22 protein-coding genes are annotated in these 23,268 nt (G+C 40.9%); 17 read left to right on the plus strand and 5 right to left on the minus strand.

All coding sequences use genetic code 11. The features are described from left to right. Positions 1-12 precede the first annotated feature (12 nt). From nuoC to ACXM0J_RS00170, 13 genes are all read left to right on the plus strand, one after another. Positions 13-1,800, plus strand: coding sequence for an NADH-quinone oxidoreductase subunit C/D (gene nuoC / locus ACXM0J_RS00110; RefSeq protein ID WP_002120052.1), 1,788 nt, complete (start codon positions 13-15; stop codon positions 1,798-1,800). A gap of 13 nt (positions 1,801-1,813) precedes the next feature. After that, positions 1,814-2,323 carry an NADH-quinone oxidoreductase subunit NuoE gene (gene nuoE, locus ACXM0J_RS00115; RefSeq protein WP_002120040.1) on the plus strand — a complete coding sequence of 170 codons (510 nt, stop codon included), beginning with the start codon at positions 1,814-1,816 and terminating at the stop codon, positions 2,321-2,323. After that, positions 2,320-3,651 carry an NADH-quinone oxidoreductase subunit NuoF gene (gene nuoF / locus ACXM0J_RS00120; RefSeq protein WP_002120030.1) on the plus strand — a complete coding sequence of 444 codons (1,332 nt, stop codon included), beginning with the start codon at positions 2,320-2,322 and terminating at the stop codon, positions 3,649-3,651. Before nuoE ends, nuoF begins: the two co-directional genes overlap by 4 nt. 11 nt (positions 3,652-3,662) lie before the next feature. Further along, the gene (nuoG, locus tag ACXM0J_RS00125) at positions 3,663-6,347 is read left to right on the plus strand and encodes an NADH-quinone oxidoreductase subunit NuoG (protein ID WP_086266065.1); all 2,685 of its coding nucleotides are present in this window, start codon (positions 3,663-3,665) and stop codon (positions 6,345-6,347) included. Positions 6,348-6,350: 3 nt separating this feature from the next. Next, a complete protein-coding gene (nuoH, locus tag ACXM0J_RS00130) occupies positions 6,351-7,367 on the plus strand; it encodes an NADH-quinone oxidoreductase subunit NuoH (protein ID WP_004703499.1) in 1,017 nt (338 codons plus the stop codon). Between the two features lie 18 nt (positions 7,368-7,385). After that, positions 7,386-7,928, plus strand: a complete 543-nt coding sequence (nuoI, locus tag ACXM0J_RS00135) for an NADH-quinone oxidoreductase subunit NuoI (protein WP_002120012.1) — start codon at positions 7,386-7,388, stop codon at positions 7,926-7,928. After that, a complete protein-coding gene (gene nuoJ / locus ACXM0J_RS00140) occupies positions 7,928-8,446 on the plus strand; it encodes an NADH-quinone oxidoreductase subunit J (RefSeq protein ID WP_014205902.1) in 519 nt (172 codons plus the stop codon). The genes nuoI and nuoJ overlap by 1 nt, the downstream gene beginning before the upstream one ends. Continuing rightward, positions 8,446-8,754 carry an NADH-quinone oxidoreductase subunit NuoK gene (nuoK, locus tag ACXM0J_RS00145; RefSeq protein ID WP_000529822.1) on the plus strand — a complete coding sequence of 103 codons (309 nt, stop codon included), beginning with the start codon at positions 8,446-8,448 and terminating at the stop codon, positions 8,752-8,754. The genes nuoJ and nuoK overlap by 1 nt, the downstream gene beginning before the upstream one ends. Next, entirely contained in the window at positions 8,751-10,640 is a 1,890-nt protein-coding gene (gene nuoL, locus ACXM0J_RS00150; RefSeq protein WP_002120008.1) for an NADH-quinone oxidoreductase subunit L, read from the plus strand. Before nuoK ends, nuoL begins: the two co-directional genes overlap by 4 nt. 1 nt (position 10,641) lies before the next feature. Then, positions 10,642-12,240: an NADH-quinone oxidoreductase subunit M gene (gene nuoM, locus ACXM0J_RS00155; RefSeq protein WP_002120006.1), complete on the plus strand. Its 1,599-nt coding sequence runs from the start codon at positions 10,642-10,644 to the stop codon at positions 12,238-12,240. A 2-nt stretch (positions 12,241-12,242) separates the two neighbouring features. Further along, entirely contained in the window at positions 12,243-13,736 is a 1,494-nt protein-coding gene (gene nuoN / locus ACXM0J_RS00160; RefSeq protein ID WP_002120035.1) for an NADH-quinone oxidoreductase subunit NuoN, read from the plus strand. Between the two features lie 100 nt (positions 13,737-13,836). Beyond that, on the plus strand, positions 13,837-14,472 hold the full coding sequence (upp, locus tag ACXM0J_RS00165; protein WP_002120045.1) for a uracil phosphoribosyltransferase: 636 nt from the start codon (positions 13,837-13,839) through the stop codon (positions 14,470-14,472). Between the two features lie 116 nt (positions 14,473-14,588). Beyond that, positions 14,589-14,882 carry a cold shock domain-containing protein gene (locus ACXM0J_RS00170; protein ID WP_005071069.1) on the plus strand — a complete coding sequence of 98 codons (294 nt, stop codon included), beginning with the start codon at positions 14,589-14,591 and terminating at the stop codon, positions 14,880-14,882. Between the two features lie 19 nt (positions 14,883-14,901). On the opposite strand, the gene gigC is transcribed toward ACXM0J_RS00170, so the two are convergent. After that, entirely contained in the window at positions 14,902-15,786 is an 885-nt protein-coding gene (gene gigC / locus ACXM0J_RS00175; RefSeq protein WP_002120024.1) for a LysR family transcriptional regulator GigC, read from the minus strand. Between the two features lie 86 nt (positions 15,787-15,872). Between gigC and ACXM0J_RS00180 the strand changes: the two genes are divergently transcribed. Further along, the gene (locus ACXM0J_RS00180) at positions 15,873-16,634 is read left to right on the plus strand and encodes a ferredoxin--NADP reductase (RefSeq protein WP_086266064.1); all 762 of its coding nucleotides are present in this window, start codon (positions 15,873-15,875) and stop codon (positions 16,632-16,634) included. Positions 16,635-16,682: 48 nt separating this feature from the next. On the opposite strand, the gene ACXM0J_RS00185 is transcribed toward ACXM0J_RS00180, so the two are convergent. After that, positions 16,683-17,102, minus strand: coding sequence for a hypothetical protein (locus ACXM0J_RS00185; protein ID WP_014205905.1), 420 nt, complete (start codon positions 17,100-17,102; stop codon positions 16,683-16,685). 289 nt (positions 17,103-17,391) lie between these two features. Between ACXM0J_RS00185 and ACXM0J_RS00190 the strand changes: the two genes are divergently transcribed. The 3 genes from ACXM0J_RS00190 (at position 17,392) to ACXM0J_RS00200 (ending at position 19,837) form a co-directional block, all read left to right on the plus strand. After that, entirely contained in the window at positions 17,392-17,619 is a 228-nt protein-coding gene (locus ACXM0J_RS00190; RefSeq protein ID WP_086266063.1) for a hypothetical protein, read from the plus strand. Positions 17,620-17,854: 235 nt separating this feature from the next. Further along, a complete protein-coding gene (locus ACXM0J_RS00195; protein ID WP_086266062.1) occupies positions 17,855-19,537 on the plus strand; it encodes a mechanosensitive ion channel in 1,683 nt (560 codons plus the stop codon). 129 nt (positions 19,538-19,666) lie between these two features. Continuing rightward, complete coding sequence (locus ACXM0J_RS00200; RefSeq protein ID WP_002120038.1) at positions 19,667-19,837, plus strand: hypothetical protein; 171 nt, start codon at positions 19,667-19,669, stop codon at positions 19,835-19,837. Between the two features lie 12 nt (positions 19,838-19,849). Here the strand turns inward: ACXM0J_RS00200 and ACXM0J_RS00205 are convergent, their stop codons facing one another. The 3 genes from ACXM0J_RS00205 to ACXM0J_RS00215 all read right to left on the minus strand — a co-directional run bounded on the left by ACXM0J_RS00205 (position 19,850) and on the right by ACXM0J_RS00215 (position 23,260). After that, positions 19,850-21,049 carry a BaiN/RdsA family NAD(P)/FAD-dependent oxidoreductase gene (locus ACXM0J_RS00205; RefSeq protein WP_086266061.1) on the minus strand — a complete coding sequence of 400 codons (1,200 nt, stop codon included), beginning with the start codon at positions 21,047-21,049 and terminating at the stop codon, positions 19,850-19,852. A gap of 121 nt (positions 21,050-21,170) precedes the next feature. Next, on the minus strand, positions 21,171-22,049 hold the full coding sequence (locus ACXM0J_RS00210; RefSeq protein WP_086266060.1) for a 1-aminocyclopropane-1-carboxylate deaminase/D-cysteine desulfhydrase: 879 nt from the start codon (positions 22,047-22,049) through the stop codon (positions 21,171-21,173). Positions 22,050-22,114: 65 nt separating this feature from the next. After that, positions 22,115-23,260 (minus strand): HlyD family secretion protein, encoded by a 1,146-nt coding sequence (locus ACXM0J_RS00215; protein WP_001278631.1) that lies wholly within the window; start codon positions 23,258-23,260, stop codon positions 22,115-22,117. Positions 23,261-23,268 lie beyond the last annotated feature (8 nt).

Below are 23,268 nucleotides of genomic sequence, written 5' to 3' on the forward strand. Positions count from 1 at the left end.
GAAGCCAAGCCAATGGCTGAAACTGACATTGCTATGCCAGAGTCAACAGCAGTTGATTCACGCCCAGCATTTGCAATCGTAGAAGAGCTCAAAACCAAATTTGGTGAGAACTTTTACGTGCAGGCGACTTTTGAAGAGTTTCCAACAGTCTGGGTCGAGCGCGCACGCGTGCAAGAAGTCCTTATGTTCCTGCGTAAAGTGGAACGTCCGTATGTAATGCTGTTTGACTTATCTGCGATGGATGAGCGTTTACGTGTTCATCGTGATGGTTTACCAGCATCTGACTTCACTGTGTTCTATCATTTATTATCGCTTGAGCGTAATAGTGACATTCGTATCAAGGTTGCCTTGAACGAAAATGATCTAAACATTCCGACAGCGACAAATATCTGGCCAAATGCCAACTGGTATGAACGTGAAGCTTACGATATGTTCGGTATCAATTTCGAAGGGCATCCAATGCTCCGTCGTATTTTGTTGCCAACCTATTGGGAAGGTCATCCGCTTCGTAAAGAATATTCAGCACGTGCGACAGAATATACGCCGTATATGCAAGACAAAGCGAAACAAGACTTTGAACAAGAGCACTTACGTTTTGTGCCGGAAGACTGGGGTCTTAAGCGTGGTAACGCTGATGAAGACTTCATGTTCCTGAACTTGGGTCCTAACCATCCATCTGCACATGGTGCGTTCCGTGTTGTATTGCAGTTAGATGGCGAAGAAGTGAAGGACTGTGTACCTGATATCGGTTATCACCACCGTGGTGTGGAAAAGATGGCTGAACGTCAAACATGGCATTCTTTCATTCCTTATACTGACCGTGTTGACTACTTAGGTGGTTGCGCTCAAAACATGCCGTATGTGATGGCTGTAGAGCAAATGGCAGGCATTAAAGTTCCTGAGCGTGCACAAGTTATTCGTGTCATGTTGAACGAATTGTTCCGTATTAATAACCACTTGTTATTCTGTGGTACGGCAATTCAGGATGCCGGTGGTATGACACCAGTATTCTATATGTTCGCAGACCGCCAAAAAGTTTACGACATTGTTGAAGCAATTACGGGTTACCGTATGCATCCAGCATGGTTCCGTATTGGCGGTACAGCACACGATCTTCCAAACAACTGGCAAAAGCTTGTTAAAGAATTGCTAGAGTGGATGCCTAAACGCTTAAACGAATATTACACAGCGGCTTTGAAAAACTCTGTGTTTATTGGTCGTACGCGTAATGTTGCACAATACGATGCCAAATCTGCACTCGCATGGGGTGTAACTGGTACTGGTTTACGCGCAACAGGTATCGATTTTGACGTACGTAAATATCGTCCATACAGCGGCTATGAAAACTTCGATTTTGATGTACCGGTTGAGTATGAAGGCGATGCATACGCACGTGTGCTTGTTCACTTCCGTGAAATTACCGAGTCGCTAAAAATTATTCAACAGTGCTTGGATAACATGCCTTCTGGTCCATACAAAGCGGATCATCCATTGGCTGTTCCACCACCGAAAGATAAGACATTACAAGATATTGAAACCTTGATTACGCACTTCTTGAGCGTTTCATGGGGTCCTGTCATGCCAGCGGGCGAGTCATCATTTATGACTGAAGTGGTTAAAGGTGCAAGTACTTACTACTTGACTTCAGATAAAGCGACCATGAGTTATCGTACTCGTATTCGTACACCGACGTTTACTCACTTACAGCAAATGCCTTCAGTGATTAACGGAAGTTTAGTATCTGACTTAATCATTTATCTGGCGACCATTGACGTGGTTATGGCTGACGTGGATCGCTAAGAGGTAACACATAATGATGATTTTGACTGATAAAAAACCACGTGTGAATGTTGAAGGGATTTTGACTGCGGAAGAAATTCACGAAATTGAACATCACATTGGTCACTATCCATACCCTCGTGCAGCCTCTTTGGATGCATTGAAGTGTGTACAGCGCCGTAATGGTTGGGTAGATGACGCTCAAATGAATGCCATCGCACAGTTGTTGTCGATGAGTGTTGCTGATTTGGAAGGTGTTGCAACATTTTACAACCGTATCTATCGCCATCCGGTAGGTCGTCACGTAATTTTGCTTTGCGACTCAATTGCTTGCTTCTTAATGGGTGCAGAAACTCTTGCTGAAGCATTCCAGCGTGAATTAGGAATTCAGTATGGTCAAACGACACCAGATGGTCGTTTTACACTGCTTCCAATTTGCTGCCTAGGCAACTGCGACAAAGGCCCAACTTTAATGATTGATGAAGATACTCACGGTTTAGTCGAAGTGACATCAATTAAACAGTTATTGGAGAAGTATGTATGAATACTGAACCAAAACCAATTTATGGCGACGGTAATCCAGAAACTCATCCGCTTACTTGGCGTTTAAGTAAACAAGAAGCGGTACGTAGTGCTGATGATTACGAAGCACTTGAAGGTTATGCTGGCTTTAAAAAAGCACTGGGCATGAAACCTGCTGAAGTGTTAGACGTCATTAAAGCTGCAACTGTAAAAGGTCGTGGTGGTGCGGGTTTCCCAGCAGGTATTAAATGGTCATTGATGGCACCAAATGATGGTGGTCCACGTTACTTGATCTGTAATGCCGACGAAATGGAACCGGGTACCTTTAAAGACCGTTTGTTGATGGAAAAACTTCCACATCAATTGATCGAAGGGATGTTAATTGCGGGTTATACCTTAGAAGCAACTCAAGGTTATATCTTTATCCGTGGTGAATACATCGAAGCTGCTCAATATCTAAATGAAGCGTTAGAACAGATTCGTGCTAAAGGTTATTTAGGCGAAAATATCTTAGGTTCTGGCTGGAATTTTGATCTGCATGTACATACGGGTGCAGGGCGTTATATCTGTGGTGAAGAAACTGCATTGATTAACTCGCTTGAAGGTCGTCGTGCTAACCCACGTACTAAGCCACCGTTCCCGCAAGTTGCAGGAGCATGGGGCCGTCCGACGATTGTGAACAACGTTGAAACTTATAACAACTTGCCAGCAATCATGCTTCGTGGACCAGAGTGGTATATCGGTTTATCAGCTGGTAAATCAAAAGATCCAGGTACTAAAATTTATGGTGCATCGGGTAAAGTTAAATTCCCAGGTCTTTGGGAATTGCCATTTGGTACAACTGCGCGTGAAGTGATTGAAGATCATGCTGGTGGTATGCGTGAGGGCTTAAAGCTCAAAGCATGGTTGCCGGGTGGTGCTTCAACTGACTTTTTACCAGCAGATACTATTGATTTACCGATGGATGCAGACACGATTATGAAAGCAGGTTCTCGTTTGGGAACATGTTTGTTAATGGTGGTAGATGAAACTCAATGTATGGTATCGCTCACTCGTAACTTAGAAGAGTTCTTTGCGCGTGAATCATGTGGTTTCTGTACACCATGTCGTGATGGTTTGCCATGGGCTGTTAAAGCGCTTAAAGCACTTGAAGCAGGCGAAGGTAAGAAAGAAGATATCGACCATTTACAAGAACTAACTCGTAAATTATGGATTGGTAAAACTTTCTGTGCCCACGCACCAGGTGCGATGGAGCCGCTTATGGGCGCACTCAAACATTTCCGTGGTGAGTTTGAAGCGAAAGTGACGAATCGTCCTGTCGTGCAAACCAGCAACGTAGAACAAGCTTAAGGAATTCGACTATGGCTACAATTCATGTCGATGGAAAATCGTATGAAGTCAACGGCTCGGAAAACTTGCTACAAGCATGTTTGAGTCTGGGCATCGACATCCCATATTTTTGTTGGCATCCATCCTTAGGTTCGGTTGGTTCTTGCCGTCAATGTGCTGTTACGCAATATGCGAATCCAGAAGATACGCGTGGTCGTTTGGTCATGTCTTGCATGACACCAGCATCTGACAATACCTATATCTCAATTGAAGACAAAGAAGCAACGGATTTCCGTGCATCTATTGTTGAATTTTTGATGACCAACCACCCACACGACTGTCCAGTTTGTGAAGAGGGTGGTCACTGTCATTTACAAGATATGACTGTAATGACGGGTCATGACCGTCGTCGCTATCGTTTTACAAAACGTACGCATTACAACCAAGAACTTGGCTCATTCATTGCGCATGAAATGAACCGCTGTATTGCTTGTTACCGTTGTGTTCGTTACTACAAAGACTATGCGGGCGGTACAGATTTTGGCGTATATGCGAATGCATCTCGTGTTTACTTTGGTCGTCCAGAATCAGGTACTTTAGAGTCTGAATTCTCTGGTAACTTGACTGAAGTATGTCCAACAGGTGTATTCACTGATAAGACTCATTCAGAGCGTTATAACCGTAAGTGGGACATGCAGTATGCACCAAGCGTGTGTCAAGGCTGTTCTTCAGGTTGTAACATTTCTCCGGGTGAACGTTATGGTGAAATTCGTCGCGTAGAAAACCGTTTTAATGGTTCGGTTAACCAGTACTTCCTTTGTGACAAAGGTCGTTTTGGCACAGGTTATGTAAACCGTGCAGACCGTCCACGTCAGCCTCAGTTCCGTAATGGTGAAACTGTTGCAACTGTTTCTGTCGATCAAGCTCTTGATCAAGCGATTGCTAAGCTTCAAGGCAAAAAAGTTTTGGGTATTGGTTCTCCTCGCGCAAGCTTGGAATCGAACTATGCATTACGTGATCTTGTAGGTCAGGCAAATTATTCAACTGGTATTGCACAAAAAGAGCAAAAGCTTGTTGAACTTGCTGCATCTATCATGCAAACAGAGGGTATTTACAACCCGAATATGCGTGAAATTGAAAGCTATGATGCTGTTCTGATCTTAGGTGAAGACCTAACTCAAACTGCACCTCGCATGGCATTGTCTGTTCGCCAAGCTGCGAAAAACAAAGCGCGTGAAATGGCTGCAAAAACACGTACACCAGATTGGTTAGCTGAGCCTGTACAACGTATTGGCCAAGAAGCAAAATCTCCGGTTTACATTTTAGCTGCAACTCAAACTCGTCTTGCTGACGTTGCAACTGGTGAAGTGGTTGCTTCTCCAAATGACATCGCACGTTTAGGCTTTGCAGTTGCTGCGGCAGTGAATGGTGAAGTTGTAAGTGGTTTAGATGAAGATGCAAAAGCATTTGCTCAAACCATTGCTGACACTCTAAAAGCAGCAAACAAACCATTAATTATTGCGGGTACGAGTTTGCAAGACGCTTCTATTATGGAAGCTGCAGCACAGTTGACTCAGAACCTAGGTTCTAAAGCTGGTTTAAGTCTTGTAGTTCCTGAAGTGAACTCTATGGGCTTAGCATTGTTCGGTGGTTTAAGCCTTGAACAAGCATTTGCTCAAGATTACGACACACTTGTTATTGTTGAAAATGACTTGTTCCGTCGCTTACCAGCTGCACAAGTACAAGCTGCATTAGATAAAGCTGAAACAGTAATCGTGCTTGATCACAGTGAAACTGAAACTGTGAAACAGGCTGATATCGTTCTTTCAGCAGCAAGCTTTGCAGAGGGTGATGGTACTGTTGTAAGCCAAGAAGGCCGTGCACAGCGTTTCTATCAAGTTTACGATCCAAGTTACTACAAGCCTGAATACGCAATTAAAGAATCATGGCGTTGGTTACATGCCATTGAAACTGGCATTAAAGGTAAGGCTGTAGATTGGACATTGCTTGACGATGTAATTGAAAGCATCGTGAAAAATGTACCAGTACTTGAAGCTATCCAAGACGTTGCACCTGATGCAGGTTACCGTGTACATGGCTTGAAAATCGCGCGTGAACCACGTCGTTATTCAGGTCGTACAGCAATGCGTGCGCCGTTATCGGTTCATGAACCTAAACAGCCTACTGATCCAGATTCAGCATTAACATTCTCAATGGAAGGTTATGTGGGTCCGCAAAAAGCATCATCATTAGTACCATTTGCATGGGCTCCGGGTTGGAACTCTCCACAATCTTGGAATAAATACCAAGATGAAGTCGGTGGTCACTTAAAAGGTGGTGATTCTGGTGTTCGTTTATTCGATCGCTTGGCAAAACGTCCTGCACGTAGCTACGTTGCTCCAGTGCCAGTAGTTGCAAACCCTGAAAGTTTCCGCTTAGTACCAATGCATCATATTTTTGGTTCTGGTGAATTCACGATTAAAACACCTGCAATGGAAACTCGTATTCCTGAAGCTGTGTTTGCAGTGGGCGAACAAGATGCAACTCGTTTAAACCTTCAAGAAGGTCAACGCATTACAGTAAAAGCAGGCGAAACGACTGTAAGCTTGCCTGTACAAGTAATTGAATATTTACCTACAGGTTATATTGGTTACCCAGTTGGTTTAGCACCAATGGTGTCACTAGCTGAGCCTGTTTCAGTGGCTTTAGGAGTGTAATTCATGAATCAAGAAATTATACGTCAAACGCCACTTTGGGCTGAGAACTGGCCGATTGCTTACGCTGTCGTTCAAGCAGTTGTAATTTTGCTTGTTGTTGTTTTAGTTGCAGCATTGATGTCTTTTATTGAGCGTCGTTTACTTGCTTGGTGGCAAGACCGTTATGGTCCAAACCGTGTTGGTCCTGGCGGTATGTTCCAGATCGTTGCCGACATGCTCAAGATCATGTTCAAAGAAGACTGGACCCCAAAATTTGCTGACAAACTTACATTCCGTTTAGCACCAGCTGTTGCAATGGCAACAGCGGTTCTTTCGTTCATGGTAATCCCGGTGAGTCCTTCACTGGGTGTTGCCGACATGAGTATCGGTTTGTTGTTCTTCATGGCGATGGCTGGTATTGCAGTCTATGCAGTATTGTTTGGTGGTTGGGCTTCAAATAACAAATACTCGTTGCTTGGTGGTTTACGTTCAGCTGCTCAAACGATTTCTTATGAAGTGTTCTTGGGTATTTCATTGATGGGTGTGGTTGCAATTGCAGGCTCATTTAACCTTCGTGAAATTGTTGAAGCACAACGTGATGTTTGGTTTGTCATTCCGCAATTCTTAGGTTTCTTGATCTTTGTGGTTGCTGGTGTTGCGGTAACTCACCGTCATCCATTTGACCAACCAGAAGCAGAACAAGAATTGGCAGAAGGTTACCATGTTGAATATGGCGGTATGAAATGGGGTATGTTCTTCGTTGCTGAATATGTCAACGTGGTACTGATCTCTGCATTGATCGTGACTTTATTCTTTGGTGGCTGGTTAGCGCCATTCAATTTAGAAATTCCATTTGTTCCACCAGTATTCTGGTTTGTGATTAAAACAGCATTCTTTGTAATGATGTTCGTATTGGCACGTGGTTCTTTAATGCGTCCACGTTATGACCAAGTCATGAACTTTGGTTGGAAAATTTGTTTGCCATTGGCGTTGGTCAACTTGTTAGTGACTGGTGCTGTGATTCTGATGAATCAGGCCTAGGACAGCAGGGAGTACAAAATGTATAAATTTCTAGCTGGATTCGGATCAATTGTACGTACGTTACTCATGGTGTTTAGCCATGCAACGCGTAAACGTGACACGATTTTATATCCAGAAGTTCCGGCTGAACAGATTGTGCCGCCACGCTTTCGTGGTCGTATTGTATTAACGCGTGACCCTGATGGGGAAGAGCGTTGCGTAGCATGTAACCTATGTGCAGTTGCATGTCCGGTTGGCTGTATCTCACTACAAAAAGCAGAAACAGAAGATGGTCGTTGGTACCCAGAGTTTTTCCGTATCAACTTCTCGCGTTGTATTTTCTGCGGTATGTGTGAAGAAGCTTGTCCAACAACTGCGATTCAGCTCACACCAGACTTCGAGTTAGGCGAATATGTACGTCAAGACCTTGTTTATGAGAAAGAAAACTTACTCATTTCAGGTCCAGGCAAATACCCAGACTACAACTTCTACCGTGTAACGGGTATGGCAATTAACGGTAAAGAGAAAGGTCAAGCACAAAAAGAAAGTGCACCAATCGATGTACGGAGTCTATTACCATGATGTGGCCGTTTTATTTGATGGCACTCGTGGCCATTGTTTCTACGGTTCGTGTAGTGACTAACACGAACCCTGTACACGCTCTACTTAGTCTAATTGTTTCATTGCTTGCTGTTGCTGGTATTTTCATGATCGTGGGGGCGCCTTTTGCAGGTGCTCTTGAAATCATCGTTTATGCCGGAGCAATTATGGTTCTGTTTGTCTTCGTGGTGATGATGCTTAACTTAGGTCAACACACCGTTGAACAAGAACGTAAATGGCTTTCTTCAGATGCTTGGGCATATCCAGCACTCATGAGTTTCTTGCTCGGCTTGCTTTTAGTTTGGATGCTTGGTGGTGAATACACCACTATTTCAGCACCGCTTGGGGCACAAGTGATTGGACCAAAAGTAGTTGGTCAAGCACTCTTTACTCACTATTTATTATTGGTTGAAGTTGCCGCGATGTTATTGCTAGCAGCCCTTGTTGCAGCATACCACTTAGGTAAACGTGAACCAGGTGCAGAAGAGGAAAAAGAATAATGGGCCAGATTCCTTTAGAACATGGTTTGATTGTTGCAACCATCCTTTTTGCACTCGGTTTTTACGGTGTAATGGTGCGACGCAACCTATTATTTATGTTAATGAGCCTTGAAATCATGATGAATGCTGCAGCATTGGCATTTGTTCTTGCGGGTAGCGTATGGGCACAACCAGATGGACAAGTGATGTTCATCCTGATTTTGACCCTTGCAGCAGCAGAGGCATGTATCGGTCTTGCGATTGTCCTTCAGTTCTATCATCGCTTCCATCATTTGGATGTGGATGCTGCTAGTGAGATGCGCGGATGAGTTATTTATATCTAACAGTATTATTTCCGCTAATCGGTTTTATTTTATTGGCGGCGGGACGAGACAAACTCTCTGAAAACGTTGCAGCAGTTATTGGCGTGGGTTCTGTAGGTTTATCTGCATTATTTGCACTGATTGCTGGAATGGCATTTACCACAAGTGGTCAACAAGTTTTTGTTCAAAACTTGTGGACATGGTTCAATGTTGGCGGTTTTGCGCCGGGCATTAGCTTACATTTAGATGGCTTATCTTTACTCATGATGGGCATGATCACGGGTGTTGGTTTCTTAATCCACATCTTTGCTTCATGGTACATGCGTGGTGAAGAGGGCTATGCGCGTTTCTTCTCTTACTTCAACCTGTTTGTTGCAAGCATGCTTGTGCTTGTATTGGGTGACAACTTGGCGTTGTTATTCTTGGGTTGGGAAGGTGTAGGTCTTTGCTCTTACTTGCTGATCGGTTTCTATTATGCAAACCCTGCAAATGGTTGGGCAGCGATCAAAGCGTTTACAGTGACCCGCGTTGGTGACGTATTCTTGCTTATTGCTTTATTCTTGCTTTACCAACAATTTGGTACGCTGAATACTCAATACATCGTTGAACACGCAGCTGAAGTAATGACGAAGAGTTCGTCACTTACAATTTGGACTGCATTAATGTTGTTCTTGGGTGCTGCTGGTAAGTCTGCTCAAATTCCATTGCAAACATGGTTGGCAGATGCGATGGCAGGTCCAACACCTGTTTCTGCATTAATCCACGCTGCAACAATGGTAACGGCTGGTGTGTACTTATGCTGCCGTCTATTCAGCGTATTTGAACTTGCTCCTGAAGTGATGCAATTCATTTCAGTAACTGGTGCGGTAACTTTGTTAGTTGCAGGTTTTGCTGCACTTGTACAAACAGACATCAAACGTATCTTGGCTTACTCAACAATGAGTCAGTTGGGTTATATGTTTATGGCTGTAGGTGCGGAAGCTTATCAAGCTGGCTTGTTCCACATGTTGGCTCACGCATTCTTTAAGGCATTGTTATTCTTGTCTTCTGGTGCGGTTATTCTGGCTTATCACCACGAGCAAAACATTTTCAAAATGGGTGGTTTGTTCAAACGTAACAAATTCCTGTTTGCTTGTTTCGCGATTGGTGGCGGTGCATTAGCAGCGATTCCATTCTTGACTATTGGCTTCTTCTCTAAAGATGCGATTCTTGGTGAAGTTTGGGTACAAGGTCAATCAGTTGCTTTATACCACACCTTATATTGGGTGGGTGTAGCAGGTGCATTCCTGACTTCAATCTATACATTCCGTTTAATCTGGGTTGTATTCTTTGGTCAAGAAAACACGCCTTACCATGAAATTAAAGGTGCAACTTATTGGGCTCCATTGGGTATTTTAGCTGTATTGTCTACTTTTGTTGGTGCGGTATTAAAAGCACCGGTAGCAGGTATTCTGAATACTGCAAAAATCCCTGAATTCCATGTCGCTGAACAATTTGTAGAAGGCATGCATGGGGCAGAGCACTTAGCAGTAGGTATTGCATTAGTTGGTCTTGTTGTTGGTATAGCATTATTTACATTTGCTTATGGTGCAGTGAAATCATTCGCTCAAACAAGTTTGGGTTCAGGTTTGGCACATATTTGCCGTACTGCGTTTGGTTTTGATGCATTGTATGACATCGTTTTTGTTAAACCTTATTTATTCTTCGCCAAAATCTTTGGCCGTGATCCGATTGACGGTTTGTGGTTAGTTCTTCCTGCACTCGTGAAAGGCGGAAATAGTTTTACAAGCTCACGTCAAACAGGTTCATTGCGTGAATACGCATCAAGCATGTCACTCGGTGTAGTGGTGTTATTGATGATCTTGATCGTTATTCAGGTAGTGGGGAAATAAAATGGAAAACAATTTAATTTTACCCGCGCTGATCCTTGTTCCGTTCATTGCCGGTTTTATTTGTTGGTTAGTCGATAAGCTCGACAAAACTTTGCCACGCTGGATTGCCTTAATTGGTATGCTCATTACTTTGGGCTTAGGTCTTGCACTTTGGCAAAGTGGAACTTATAGCTACGAGTTGGGTTCTAAAATCCCAACTTGGTCTGCTGAGTTCTATTTACCGTGGATTCAATCACTCGGTATTGGCATTCACTTAGCTGTGGATGGTTTATCTTTACTCATGGTGTTATTAACAGCGTTACTTGGTGTACTTGCTGTTGGTTGTTCATGGGGCGAGATTCAAAAGAACGTTGGTTTCTTTCACTTAAACCTATTATGGAGTTTAGGTGGCGTTATCGGTGTATTCTTAGCGATTGACTTGTTCTTGTTCTTCTTCTTCTGGGAGATGATGCTTGTACCAATCTACTTCTTGATTGCGTTATGGGGTCATAAAGGTTCAAATGGTCGTTCACGTGTTTACGCTGCAACTAAGTTCTTCCTTTACACGCAGATTGCTGGTCTAGTGATGTTAATCGGTATCCTAGGTCTTGTAGTTTATGGCTACATGATGACAGGCATGATCGGTTTTGATTACAACTATTTATTAGCTGTAGCTAACCATTTACCTGCAGGCTTAGCGTACGGTTTCATGATCTGTTTCTTCATCGGTTTTGCGGTGAAGTTACCAGTCTTCCCATTACACGGTTGGTTACCAGATGCGCATGCTCAAGCACCTACAGCAGGTTCTGTGGACTTAGCGGGTATCTTGATTAAAACAGCTGCGTATGGCTTGCTTCGTTTCGTTATTCCATTCTTCCCGACAGCTTCTGCACAGTTTGCAGACATTGCGATTATTTTCGGTTTGATTGGTATTTTCTACGGCGCATGGTGTGCTTACCAGCAAACTGACATGAAACGTTTACTTGCGTATACGTCGATTTCACACATGGGCTTTATTTTACTTGCGATCTACGCAGGTAACATTTTGACCTTCCAAGGTCTAATGATCATGATGTTGGCACATGGTTTGTCATCAGCTGCATTGTTCATTATGTCTGGTCAAATCTACGAACGTTTACATACACGTGATTTACGTTTAATGGGTGGTCTTCGTGGCCAGCTTCAGTACTTGCCATTTTTCTTGATGTTCTTCGTTGCTGCTCTTGTAGGTGTACCTGGTTTAGGTAACTTTATTGGTGAATTCCTGATTTTGATGGGTTCATTTAATAAATATCCTGTCTTCACGATTCTTGCTTCTATCAGCCTTGTATTTGCAGGTTTATATGGCTTGATCTTGATTCACCGTGCTTTATTTGGTGAACCAAATCCTGAACAAAAGCAACATTACACTAGTCCATTGAAAGACTTATCTGCTCGTGAAGTTGGTATTTTGATGATTTGTGCGATTGGTCTCGTTTGGCTTGGTATCTACCCACAAACATTCTTGGATGTATCTCATTCAAGCATGCAGTGGTTGGTCAATAGTTATGTGCCAGTACAAGAAGTCGTTGAAACTGTTCAGCAAACAGCTACTCAACTTGACCATGTGGAGATCCAATAATCATGAACTTCACAGTATCATTCTCTACGCTTATGCCTTTAGCTCCGGTGATGATTGTTGCTTTGACAACAATCGTCGTCATGCTGTTAATTTCAATTAAGCGTAATCATAATTTAATCGCAACAGCCTCTGTTGTCGGTTTAAACCTTGCTGCACTTTATATTTTATTTGCAGTATTTGGCGGTAAGTTTGTACCGGCAAATGTGATGGGCATGTTTATGGTTGATCCATTTACCATGTTCTATCAATTTATGATTTTGATTGCGGCATTGGCATGTTGTACTTTGTCTCATGCTTACATCGAAACTTATAAAGACAACCGCGAAGAGTTATATCTTTTGTTACTTGCTTCAGTAGCAGGTGCAATGTTGATGGTTGCAAGCTCTCACTATGCATCGTTCTTCATTAGCCTTGAGTTAATGTCGATTCCTGTATATGGCTTACTTGCTTATACTTATCAACGCAGTAACTCACTTGAAGCGGGTATTAAATACCTTGTACTTTCAGCGACAGCTTCTGCAATGTTGTTGATGGGTATGGCATATATCTATGCATATACAGGTTCGCTTTCATTCTATGATTCTGTACAGGCATTATTTGAAGCAATCAAACAGCCAATGGTGTTATTAGGTTTAGCACTTATTATCTTTGCTGTTGCATTTAAATTATCGCTTGCGCCGTTCCATAAATGGACACCGGATGTATATGCAGGTGCACCAGCGCCAATGGCAACTTTCTTAGCGACTGCTGCTAAAGTTGCAACAATTGGTTTGTTCGTGCGTTACATGCTTGCTTCAGGCGCAATGATGGTGAACTCGTTAGTAACTATTTTGACGATCATTGCTGTATTGTCGATTTTAGTTGGTAACTTACTCGCTGTTCGTCAAGTTAACTTAAAACGTATTCTTGGTTATTCATCTATTGCTCACTTTGGTTATTTGTTAATTGCTTTAATTAGCATGACTTATGCGAGCTTGGGTAGCGTAACTGTATATGTGGTGTCTTATGTATTAACTACTATCGGTGCCTTTGGTGCGGTAGCATTAATGTCTAGCCCATATAACAACGTAGATGAAGCACAAAGCCTTGCAGACTACCGTGGTTTGTTCTGGCGCCGTCCAGTACTTACAGCAACTTTAACAGTCATGATGTTGTCTTTGGCTGGTATTCCATTAACAGCAGGCTTCATTGGTAAGTTCTTGGTGGTAATGGCTGCTGTAACAACTCAACACTGGTTCTTAGCTGCAATGATTATTGTGGGTAGTGGTATCGGTTTGTACTATTACTTACGTGTGATGGTTGTAATGTATATGACACCACCAGAAACTCCTCGTATTGATGCAGATGCTCATTGGGGACAAAAAGTGGGTGGTTTAATGGTATTAGCTGCTGCTGCATTAGTTATTATTTTGGGTGTTTACCCAGATCCAATGATTAATTTGGCATTAAAAGCAGAAATTTTATCTCCATTACATTTCATGCTTTCACAACAGTAATTCTGGTGTACAAAAAAGCCTCCAAATCTGGAGGCTTTTTTTTATTGAGCGTTAAAAAAAGATTATAATAAATACGTTTTTATATTTTTAGGTAACATCTGTGGCCATTCAAGAAATTCGTCACCCACTTATTCGTCATAAATTAGGTTTGTTACGTCGTGCTGATATCAGTACTAAGAACTTCCGTGAGCTTGCTCAGGAAGTGACTATGTTATTGACGTATGAAGCAACAAAAGATTTGCCAGTTGTGGATTGTGAAATTGATGGATGGGCTGGAACTGTTACTACACAGCGTATTGCTGGTAAGAAAATAACGATTGTACCGATTTTACGTGCCGGAATTGGTATGTTGGATGGTGTACTTAATCTGATTCCAAGCGCAAAGGTGAGTGTTTTAGGTCTTGAGCGTAATGAAGAAACACTAGAAGTTCGTACGTATTACAAAAAATTAGTTCCAGATGTGGCTAATCGTCTTGCGATGATTATTGACCCAATGTTGGCAACAGGTAATTCTTTAGTTGCTGCTATTGATGTGTTAAAGGCAAGTGGTTGTAAAGATATCCGTGTTATGGTGTTGGTTGCTGCTCCTGAAGGTGTTGCTAAAGTTGAAGCAGCTCATCCGGATGTACAAATTTATACGGCATCTATTGATAATGGCTTAAATGAACAAGGTTATATTGTTCCTGGCTTGGGTGATGCTGGCGATAAAATTTTTGGTAGTGTACAAAAAGATTAATTTTTTGAAATAGCATTAAAAAGAGACTTCATTCAACCGTATAATTTTAAAAACGGGATCGTGAGTCTCTTTTTTATTTATTGCAACAACTGGATTGGAAAAGTAGGGGAAAGATCATGAAGCAAGAGTTTTATACTGGATGGGTAAAACAATATAACGCTGATAAAGGGTTTGGTTTTATTGAAACTAGTGAAGGTGATATTTTCTTTCATATTTCTGATTTCCCTGCATCAGAGGGCGAACCGAAAAGAAATGAAAAAGTGAGATTTCTTGCTGCAGATAATCAGGGCAAATTTAAAGCGATCAAAATTGAGCGTGTTGACCCGAATCCTGCGAAAACCAAGAAAAATAAAATTGCGGATCACAATAAAGCGATCACAAGCGAATTGCTATCAAATTTTCGACGCTAATCAATGAAAAGATCAGGTTTTAAACCTGATCTTCACAGAATTGTAAGAATGCTTTGAGGCCTGGACCTTGATACTTTTGACGGTGTACCAGCATATAAAGCGGACGCGTAAGCTGCCAGAATGGTGTATCTAAAATTACTAATTGTCCCTTTTCAATTAAAGGTTCAATGGCAAGTTTAGAAATACATGACATACCTAAACCACCAGCAACGATTTTTAAAATTGCTTCATTGTGACCTAGGGTTAAGCGAATATTCGCGTCTGGCAGATCTTGCAATATCGCATTATCAAATACTTCACGAGTCCCTGAGCCTTCTTCACGTAAAATCCATTCGACTTGAAGAAAATCATGCGCTGTTAGAGGTCTATTTAAACGTGCTAACGGGTGATTTGGGGCACAGCAAACTGCAAGCTCATCATCACGCCAATGAATACATTGGAGTTGAGGTAAATGACATGATCCCTCAATTAAAGCTAAATCAAGTTGAAATTGATTGACTGCTTCAATCATTTGGCGTGTATTGCCCACTTGTAATTGCAAATGTGCTTTAGGATGATGCTGTAAAAAGTTTGCCATTAAATCTGGCATGAGGTAATCACTAATCGTTAAAGTGGCCCCAATACGTAAATCAATACTTTGCAATTCACCTTTTGCAGCTTGCTCAAAAGCTTCACAGCGACCTAATATCTCTAAGGCTTGTGGCAATAGAAAACGACCTAAATCATTAAGTTGTAATCGTTTACCTAAACGATCAAAGAGAGGAGCACCAAGGCCATCCTCTAAATCAGCTAAAGCCATACTTGCTGCACTTTGCGTCAGTCTGACCGCATCGCTGGCTTTGGTGACAGTTCCTTCTTGAGCGACTGCTACAAAAACAGCCAACTGGCGTAATGTCATGCGCATGTTTAAAAAGCCTTAACGTTTAAAAGTATTCATTATTTCGGCTGTCATGCTAACATGAGCGCACTATTTCATGCCACGTTGAAATCATGTCAATTGAAAAATTTAGCGTAGAAAAAGTTTTATCTGTACACCGCTGGACTCCAACTCTTTTTAGTTTCACCATAACTCGCCCTGCACATTTTAAATTTACTGCTGGGCAATTCGCACGTATTGGGCTAAAAGTTGGAGAGGAACTCGTTGTTCGTGCTTATTCGGTAGTCTCATCACCATTTGATGAAACGCTTGAGTTTTTTTCGATTGTGGTACCAGACGGTGCATTTACGTCAAATCTTCAACATTTAAAGGTCGGAGACGAGCTTTATTTAGAAAAAATACCTTATGGTTATTTGACTTTAGCTCGCTATCAACAACCTTTACCACATGATTTATGGTTATTGGCAACGGGTACAGGATTAGCTCCATTTTTATCAATGTTACAAGACTTCGATACATGGTCTAAATATCAAAAAATTAATTTGGTTTACAGTGTCCGTACCGCAGCTGAGTTAGCTTACGTTGATCGTATTCAAGAGATTGCTGAAACTTTTGGGGAAGGACATAACGGATTTAAATTTATTCCGATTATTACTAGAGATCCATCTGCGCTATTGCATGAGCGTTTACCGATTCTGATTGAAAACGGCGAACTAGAAAAATCTGCTGGTATAGAACTGAACCCTGCTACAAGCCATGTCATGCTTTGCGGTAATCCGCAAATGGTGGATGACACGAAAGAAGCTTTAAAACGCCGTAAATTAACGATGAATCGTCGAGGTGAGGGAAATATTGCGGTAGAAAATTACTGGTAATAAATTGCGGTGAAAACAACTTTATAATTAATTTTATGGATATGTTTATTAGTGGACAAACATATCCATAAATTCGCGAATTTCTGAAATTGCGCTGTCTACATCGGTTGAAAGCCAAGTTGGCTCAAAAAGACCTGCATAATGTTCCAAACGATCTTGTGGAACGACTAAGCGAACAGGACAGTCTTCTTCTAGTAAGCGCCAAGGTAAAATCGGAACATCATTGTCTAGAAAAATATTGATATTACGAATATCAACAATCATGGCATTAATGCAGTCAGGAAATGGCATGACGGAAAATTCTTCAGTACGGCGACGAAAATACTCTAAATCACCCCATTTGAGTTCATAACTTGGTTTATTAAATTCAATAATACCAATGAGATGTTCGTCTCTCGTCTGATGTATATAACATTGATGTGTGACGTCAGTGTCGAGATCAAGTGTTACGTTTTGCTGACGATACATCATAAAATAGAGCAGCTTTAAAACAAGGGGGCTTATTATAGCCTATTTTATAAAAAGTAAGCGCTAAAACATATTGTATTACAAATAGAACATTAAAGAAGCTCGAGCATAACTCGTCATTATTTTTAAATGGCTAAATATTATTGCCTAAATTTTATACTATTTTTATTATTTTAAAAGTAGAGTTTTGCAACCGCAGACACCTTAGCATAATGCTTTTTCACACAATGCAACAAAGCAAATTGCTATGATGAGTATAAGTTAATGATAATAGAAGAGGGGAAAGAAGATGCATGATTTTTCAAAACCACCTCATGTGACGAGTCCTGAAGAAACTGCGAAAAAAAGAAGATTGCCAGTTTATATTTTAATTATTGTTGGGCTTTTTCTTATTGCACTCATCGTCTACATGGTTACTGATCATAGCAACGTACCTAAACAAGAAGGAGCTATGCAACATGAGCCTGTGCCACATGTCATTTCAAATGCCTCTAATTTAAAGACCTATATAGGTTAAAACGAGGTAATAATTTAACCAGTATATCTTGATATCAAGCCTTTAGGATGTGACCTGAAGGCTTTTTTTGCAACCTTTTGCATCAATTTGTTGTATTTATGCAGAAGTATGTTGATTAGAAAATACTCAAAACATAAGGTGAGATAGACCGCATTTATCGTCATTTTTAACAACGAATGGTGTTTTTCATAATTGATGGCACTGAAAAGAACATAACAATTGAGGACATAACAATATGAATGAATTTTTTAATGGGCCTCGCGGCGCTCAGTTTGATGCGATGTATTACTGGGATCAGTTTCATCCTATTTTAGCTGCAATCGTCATCTTACTGGTAGGCTGGATAATTGCTTTATTAGTTGCGGCAGGAGTTAAAAAACTTCTGCAAAAAGTAAATACTAATGCAAAATTATCTTCAGCAACTGGGCGTACTCCCAATATAGAAGGCCTTATTTCAAAGCTTGTATTCTGGTTTATTTTAATCTTAGCTGTTGTTGCAGCTCTCAATGTACTTAACATTAGTGGAGTAAGTGGCCCGTTCAGCAATATGGTGAATCAGGTACTCGTCTATATTCCAAATATTATTGCTGCTGTTGTGGTGGGTTTTATTGGTTGGATCGTTGCTCGACTGGTGAGAGCAGGTGTGACCAATGTTTTATCCCGAACTCAACTCGATGATAAGTTAAGCAGTGAAGTGGGTGTGGGTGGAATTAGCCAAAATATTGGTGAAATTCTTTACTGGCTTGTATTGTTACTTTTCCTTCCGATTGTTCTTTCAATATTAGGATTAACAGGCTTACTGATTCCTGTTCAAAATATGGTAAATGATGCTGTAGCATTCTTACCAAATATCTTTATTGCTGGTGTTATCGTTTTTGTTGGTTATATCTTGGCAAAAATTGTACGCGGTATTGTTGAAGGTTTAGTAAATAGCTTAGGTGTTCAGGCTCAAGCTGAAAAAATTGGTCTTTTCAAAAGCTCTAATGTAGGCAAATTCTTAGGTTCATTTGTTTTCGCAATCATCATTATTACAACATTGATTGTAGCGTTTGAAGCTTTAGGCATTGAGACAATTTCTCAGCCAGCAACAGCAATGCTTAATGAAATCTTGCAGGCGATTCCAAACATTATTGCTGCTGGTTTAATTCTACTGGTTGCTTATATTGTTTCTCGTTTTGTTGGCCGCTTAGTTGCTGAATTAATTGCAGGTACAGGTGTTGATGAAATTCCTGCAAAGTTAGATGTACAACGCTTTTTAGGTCAAACTAAAGTTTCTAATGCAGTTGGCTGGCTAATTGTATTCTTTACTATGCTATTTGCAGTTTCTGAAGCTGCGGATCGTCTTGGTTTCGATCAAATTAGTGGTCTAATTGCAATGTTTATCCATTTCGGTGCAAACATTCTATTGGGCGCTGTAATCTTGGTTATTGGTTTCTGGCTTGCCAATGTTGTGGCGAACGTGGTTCAACGTGGCGAATATAATAGCTCGCGTTGGTTAGGTAGTTTAGTTCGTGTGTTAATTATTGGTCTCGTACTTGCACTTGGTTTAAGAGCGATGGGTATTGCAGATTCAATCGTTAATCTTGCATTTGGTTTGACTCTAGGCGCAGTTGCAGTTGCTTTCGCTCTTGCATTTGGTTTAGGTGGTCGCCAACCAGCAGAAAGACTGTTGAGTGATTTGTTAGATAAAGCTAAAAAAGAAGCGAATGAACCAAATCCTCTGTACCAACCACCTTCTACTACGGCTAGTCCATCTGCGACTACTAGTTCGTCAATATCTACAGTTGCACCAACGACTACAACGTCACCGTCAACAGTTTCATCTGATGCGAAACCTGCTGATTCTGCACAAGTAAATCCAACAGAACCACCAGTAAACAAGCCGTTTGGATCTACTGGAGAAAATGACGAAATTTAGTAAGTAAAACTAATTTTCAGATAAACCGTACAAAAAATCTTTGATTTTTGTGATAAGTTCGACCACTCTATATTGAGTGGTCGAACTTTTTTTGGGCCATTATAAAAAGAAATAAGTGAGGAAAATACGATGAAGAAACCAGGTCGTTTTTTAGCACCGATTGTCATTGCGGGAATTACCGTAGGTTTTTTAGCAAGTGCTTATAAGTTTGTATTTAACAAATCTAATTCATCAAAACAGGCAACAACTCATACGCGTAATTCTGAAAAATCGTCAAATGATTCGAAAGCGTCAAATTAGCTTATTCATCATTTAAACGTATTGTGCTGCTGCATAAGCGGAAGACCAAGCCCATTGGAAGTTATAGCCTCCTAAATGGCCAGTTACATCAAGTACTTCGCCAATAAAAAACAATCCTTTTTGCTTTTTACTTTCCATGGTTTTGGAAGATACTTCGGTTGTATCAATTCCACCTAAAGTAACTTCGGCAGTACGATATCCTTCTGTACCTGATGGTTTGACAGTAAAGCCGTGTAACTGTTCGGCAATATGATCTAGCTGTACATCACTGATATTACCAATCGCTGTTTCGCTCTGCTCTGACCATATAAGTTGTTGTAGCTCTTGGATAATACTTTTCGCAGTAAACTCACTAAGAAGGGTGCGTAATAGAACTTTAGGTTGTGCTTTCTTTTTATCTTTTAAATAAGTTGCTAAATCTTGGCTTGGGAAAAAGTTAATTTTAAAACTTTCACCAGTATTCCAATAGTTTGAAAGCTGTAGGGAACTTGGTCCACTCAAGCCGCGATGCGTAAACAATAATGCTTCAGTAAAACTATTTTTCGAGTTACTTAGAGTCACATCTAAAGCATTGCCACTTAGGCGTGTAGTGACTTCTTTAATATGATCTGAAAAGGTAAACGGGACTAAACCTGCACGAGTTGGATAAACTTGATGTCCAAACTTTTGTGACAGTTCATAGCCAAAACCGGAACCTCCAAGAGTCGGAATAGATAAGCCACCTGTAGCAACGACTAATGACTCACAGCTAAAACGTCCTTGGTTTGTATGTACGGAAAAACCACCTTGTTCTAATGGAACAATCTCTCCAACTTCACAATGGGTTTGGATCTCGACATTGTTGGTTTTATTGCATTCACTCACCAACATTTCTAAAATTTCTTTAGCACCGTTTAGTGTAAATAATTGCCCATGTTTTCGTTCTTCATAGGCAATGCCATAATCACATACCAATCCAATAAAGTCCCAATTGCTATAACGTGATAGAGCAGAAATGACGAAGTGTGGATTATGAGAAATATAGTTGTCAGGCTCTACATATAGGTTGGTAAAGTTACACTTACCTCCACCTGACATTAAAATCTTTTTACCAATTTTATTAGCTTTTTCTAAAATTAAAACCGAGCGTCCGCGTTTAGCAGCATGTGCAGCCAACATGAGTCCAGAAGCACCTGCACCTAAGACAATGACATCAACATGACTGTTAGACATAAGAGATTCTCGATTAATCGTGAAAATTTAAAAAGGGGCATATACTACCATGCCGAGCTTTATTCATGCTAAAGACATTTATCACGGTAGTGAACAATACGACCTAAAAGATAGTCAGTTATTAATGTGATTTATTTCTTATATCTGCCTGTAAACCACCAGAATGAATTGCCAGAATGCGAGTTCCTTCAGGAAAGTAATTATTCTTTATAAGATCAAACAGACCGAACATCATCTTTCCCGTATAGATCGGTTCAAGTGGTACGGTATGTTGCTCTTCAAAATTTTCTATAAATGCCAATAACTCAGGTGAAGTTTTCGCATATCCGCCACAGCAGTATGAATCTGTCAGCGACCAATTCTGTTTTTTGGTCCATTGCTGAATATCTTGTTGTAGAAAGTCGCCTTTTAATGCTGAAAATCCTAAGACTTTCTGATCGGCTGAACTCCTTTCAATAAGACCCGAAATCGTTCCACCAGTTCCTACTGCACAGCAAATTACATCATAGTTTTGCAAATCGCTTTGACTTAGAATTTCCTGACAACCTTGAACTGCCAATTCATTGGTGCCGCCTTCAGGAATAATATAGGTCTGTGGAAATTGGCGTTGTAATTGTTGAAGATATTTTACTTCATCTCTCAAGCGATATTCATTGCGGGAGACAAAATGTAGATGCATTCCTAAACTTTGAGCTTTTGCTAGGGTTGGATTCAGAGGTTTGTCAGCTAACTCTTCACCACGAATAATTCCTATACTTTTTAAACCAAAAAGATGAGCTGCATAAGCTGTTGCAGCAATATGATTTGAGTAAGCCCCACCAAAAGTCAAAATGCTTGATAAACCTTGTTCTTTTGCAGCAAGCAAATTGTATTTTAATTTGAAAAACTTATTACCCGAAATTTGAGGATGAACTAAATCTAAACGTTTAATGTCGAGATGAACAAGAAAGGATAGTTCAATGTGCTGATAGGAGATAGGTTGGGCAATGTGATCAAACATTAGAAATTGAGAAAAATAATGATTGATCACATTGTAGCTTTTTAAAGAGGTTTTTAAAAAGCTGATTAAGAGCTTGTGTCGACAGAAGTAATCACTGACATACCAGGGCGTAAGTGTTCTATTCCTTCCTGATTTGGGTCAATGGTAATACGCACGGCAATCCGTTGAACGACTTTGGTAAAGTTTCCTGTCGCATTATCCGGTTTTAGTACACTGAACTCGGAACCCGCGGCTGGAGAGATTTGTTCAACATGACCTGTAAATTTTTTATGTTTCATTGCATCGACTGTAAACCACGCTTTTTGTCCAATTCGCATGTTGGCAATTTGGGTTTCTTTAAAGTTGGCAATCACCCAAGTTTGCTGTGGAATCAGATAGAGTAACTGTGATCCTGCGGCCACATATTGCCCAACGCGAGGGTTTACTTCACCAAGTTGTCCATCCATTGGAGCAACAATAACACTATAGTCTTTGGTGGTTTGTGCTTGATCTAACTGTGCTTTAGCACTGGAAACTTGTGCTTCTAAGCCAGCTTCTGCGACTTGAGCTGTTTTAAGTGCTTCTTTGGCAACTAGAACATTAGCCTCTGCCTGTTTAAGTGCTGCAAGATTATTCTCGGCATCAGCAGCGGCTTTATCTTGCTCAGATTTAGAAGCTGCTCCACTATTCCCTAGCTGTTGATAGCGTCTAAGCTGTGCTAAAGAGAGTTCATATTGAGCCCTAACTTGTTCTACTTTAGCCTGCGCAGCCACAATATCTGCTTGTTTTTGAGCAATTGACTGAGTTTGATTGGCTAAAGTATTTTTGGCCTGTTCTACCCCCGAAGCCGCTTGTGCTACTTTTTGGTCATAAGTGGTGGCATCAATATGCATTAATACTTGACCCTTTTTAACATGGTCAAAGTCTTTTACCAATACATCTTTAACATAGCCATTAATTTGCGAGGATAAAATGGTAGTTTTACCTTTAACATAACTATTGTCAGTTTGCTGCACACTTGTGGCAAAAGGCCCAATTCTCCATGCCCACAAAATCACTAAAATACCGATAATAAGCACACCCAACATCCATAATAGGGTTGAGCGTTTTGTCGGAATCAGTTTACTTGCAGGTGCAGGTGCAGGTGCAGGTGCAGGTGCAGGTGCAGGCGTTGGCTCATTATTAGATGTTTGAGCAGGTGTTTGTTCCGGTTTATTTTGATCATCTGACATATATCAAT

The sequence above is a fragment of the Acinetobacter sp. GRABPA_MV_2 genome, assembly GCF_056725885.1.

Excerpts from the sequence above, each read along its gene's own strand:
- nuoF (WP_002120030.1), top strand. The coding sequence starts at position 2,320 with ATGAATACTGAACCAAAACCAATTTATGGCGACGGTAATCCAGAAACT.
- nuoJ (WP_014205902.1), top strand. The coding sequence starts at position 7,928 with ATGTGGCCGTTTTATTTGATGGCACTCGTGGCCATTGTTTCTACGGTT.
- ACXM0J_RS00185 (WP_014205905.1), bottom strand. The coding sequence starts at position 17,102 with ATGTATCGTCAGCAAAACGTAACACTTGATCTCGACACTGACGTCACA.
- nuoL (WP_002120008.1), top strand. The coding sequence starts at position 8,751 with ATGAGTTATTTATATCTAACAGTATTATTTCCGCTAATCGGTTTTATT.
- ACXM0J_RS00200 (WP_002120038.1), top strand. The coding sequence starts at position 19,667 with ATGAAGAAACCAGGTCGTTTTTTAGCACCGATTGTCATTGCGGGAATT.
- ACXM0J_RS00215 (WP_001278631.1), bottom strand. The coding sequence starts at position 23,260 with ATGTCAGATGATCAAAATAAACCGGAACAAACACCTGCTCAAACATCT.
- nuoK (WP_000529822.1), top strand. The coding sequence starts at position 8,446 with ATGGGCCAGATTCCTTTAGAACATGGTTTGATTGTTGCAACCATCCTT.
- nuoH (WP_004703499.1), top strand. The coding sequence starts at position 6,351 with ATGAATCAAGAAATTATACGTCAAACGCCACTTTGGGCTGAGAACTGG.
- ACXM0J_RS00180 (WP_086266064.1), top strand. The coding sequence starts at position 15,873 with ATGTCAATTGAAAAATTTAGCGTAGAAAAAGTTTTATCTGTACACCGC.
- ACXM0J_RS00170 (WP_005071069.1), top strand. The coding sequence starts at position 14,589 with ATGAAGCAAGAGTTTTATACTGGATGGGTAAAACAATATAACGCTGAT.
- nuoM (WP_002120006.1), top strand. The coding sequence starts at position 10,642 with ATGGAAAACAATTTAATTTTACCCGCGCTGATCCTTGTTCCGTTCATT.
- nuoE (WP_002120040.1), top strand. The coding sequence starts at position 1,814 with ATGATGATTTTGACTGATAAAAAACCACGTGTGAATGTTGAAGGGATT.
- ACXM0J_RS00190 (WP_086266063.1), top strand. The coding sequence starts at position 17,392 with ATGCATGATTTTTCAAAACCACCTCATGTGACGAGTCCTGAAGAAACT.
- ACXM0J_RS00205 (WP_086266061.1), bottom strand. The coding sequence starts at position 21,049 with ATGTCTAACAGTCATGTTGATGTCATTGTCTTAGGTGCAGGTGCTTCT.
- nuoI (WP_002120012.1), top strand. The coding sequence starts at position 7,386 with ATGTATAAATTTCTAGCTGGATTCGGATCAATTGTACGTACGTTACTC.
- ACXM0J_RS00195 (WP_086266062.1), top strand. The coding sequence starts at position 17,855 with ATGAATGAATTTTTTAATGGGCCTCGCGGCGCTCAGTTTGATGCGATG.
- nuoG (WP_086266065.1), top strand. The coding sequence starts at position 3,663 with ATGGCTACAATTCATGTCGATGGAAAATCGTATGAAGTCAACGGCTCG.
- nuoN (WP_002120035.1), top strand. The coding sequence starts at position 12,243 with ATGAACTTCACAGTATCATTCTCTACGCTTATGCCTTTAGCTCCGGTG.
- ACXM0J_RS00210 (WP_086266060.1), bottom strand. The coding sequence starts at position 22,049 with ATGTTTGATCACATTGCCCAACCTATCTCCTATCAGCACATTGAACTA.
- gigC (WP_002120024.1), bottom strand. The coding sequence starts at position 15,786 with ATGCGCATGACATTACGCCAGTTGGCTGTTTTTGTAGCAGTCGCTCAA.
- nuoC (WP_002120052.1), top strand. The coding sequence starts at position 13 with ATGGCTGAAACTGACATTGCTATGCCAGAGTCAACAGCAGTTGATTCA.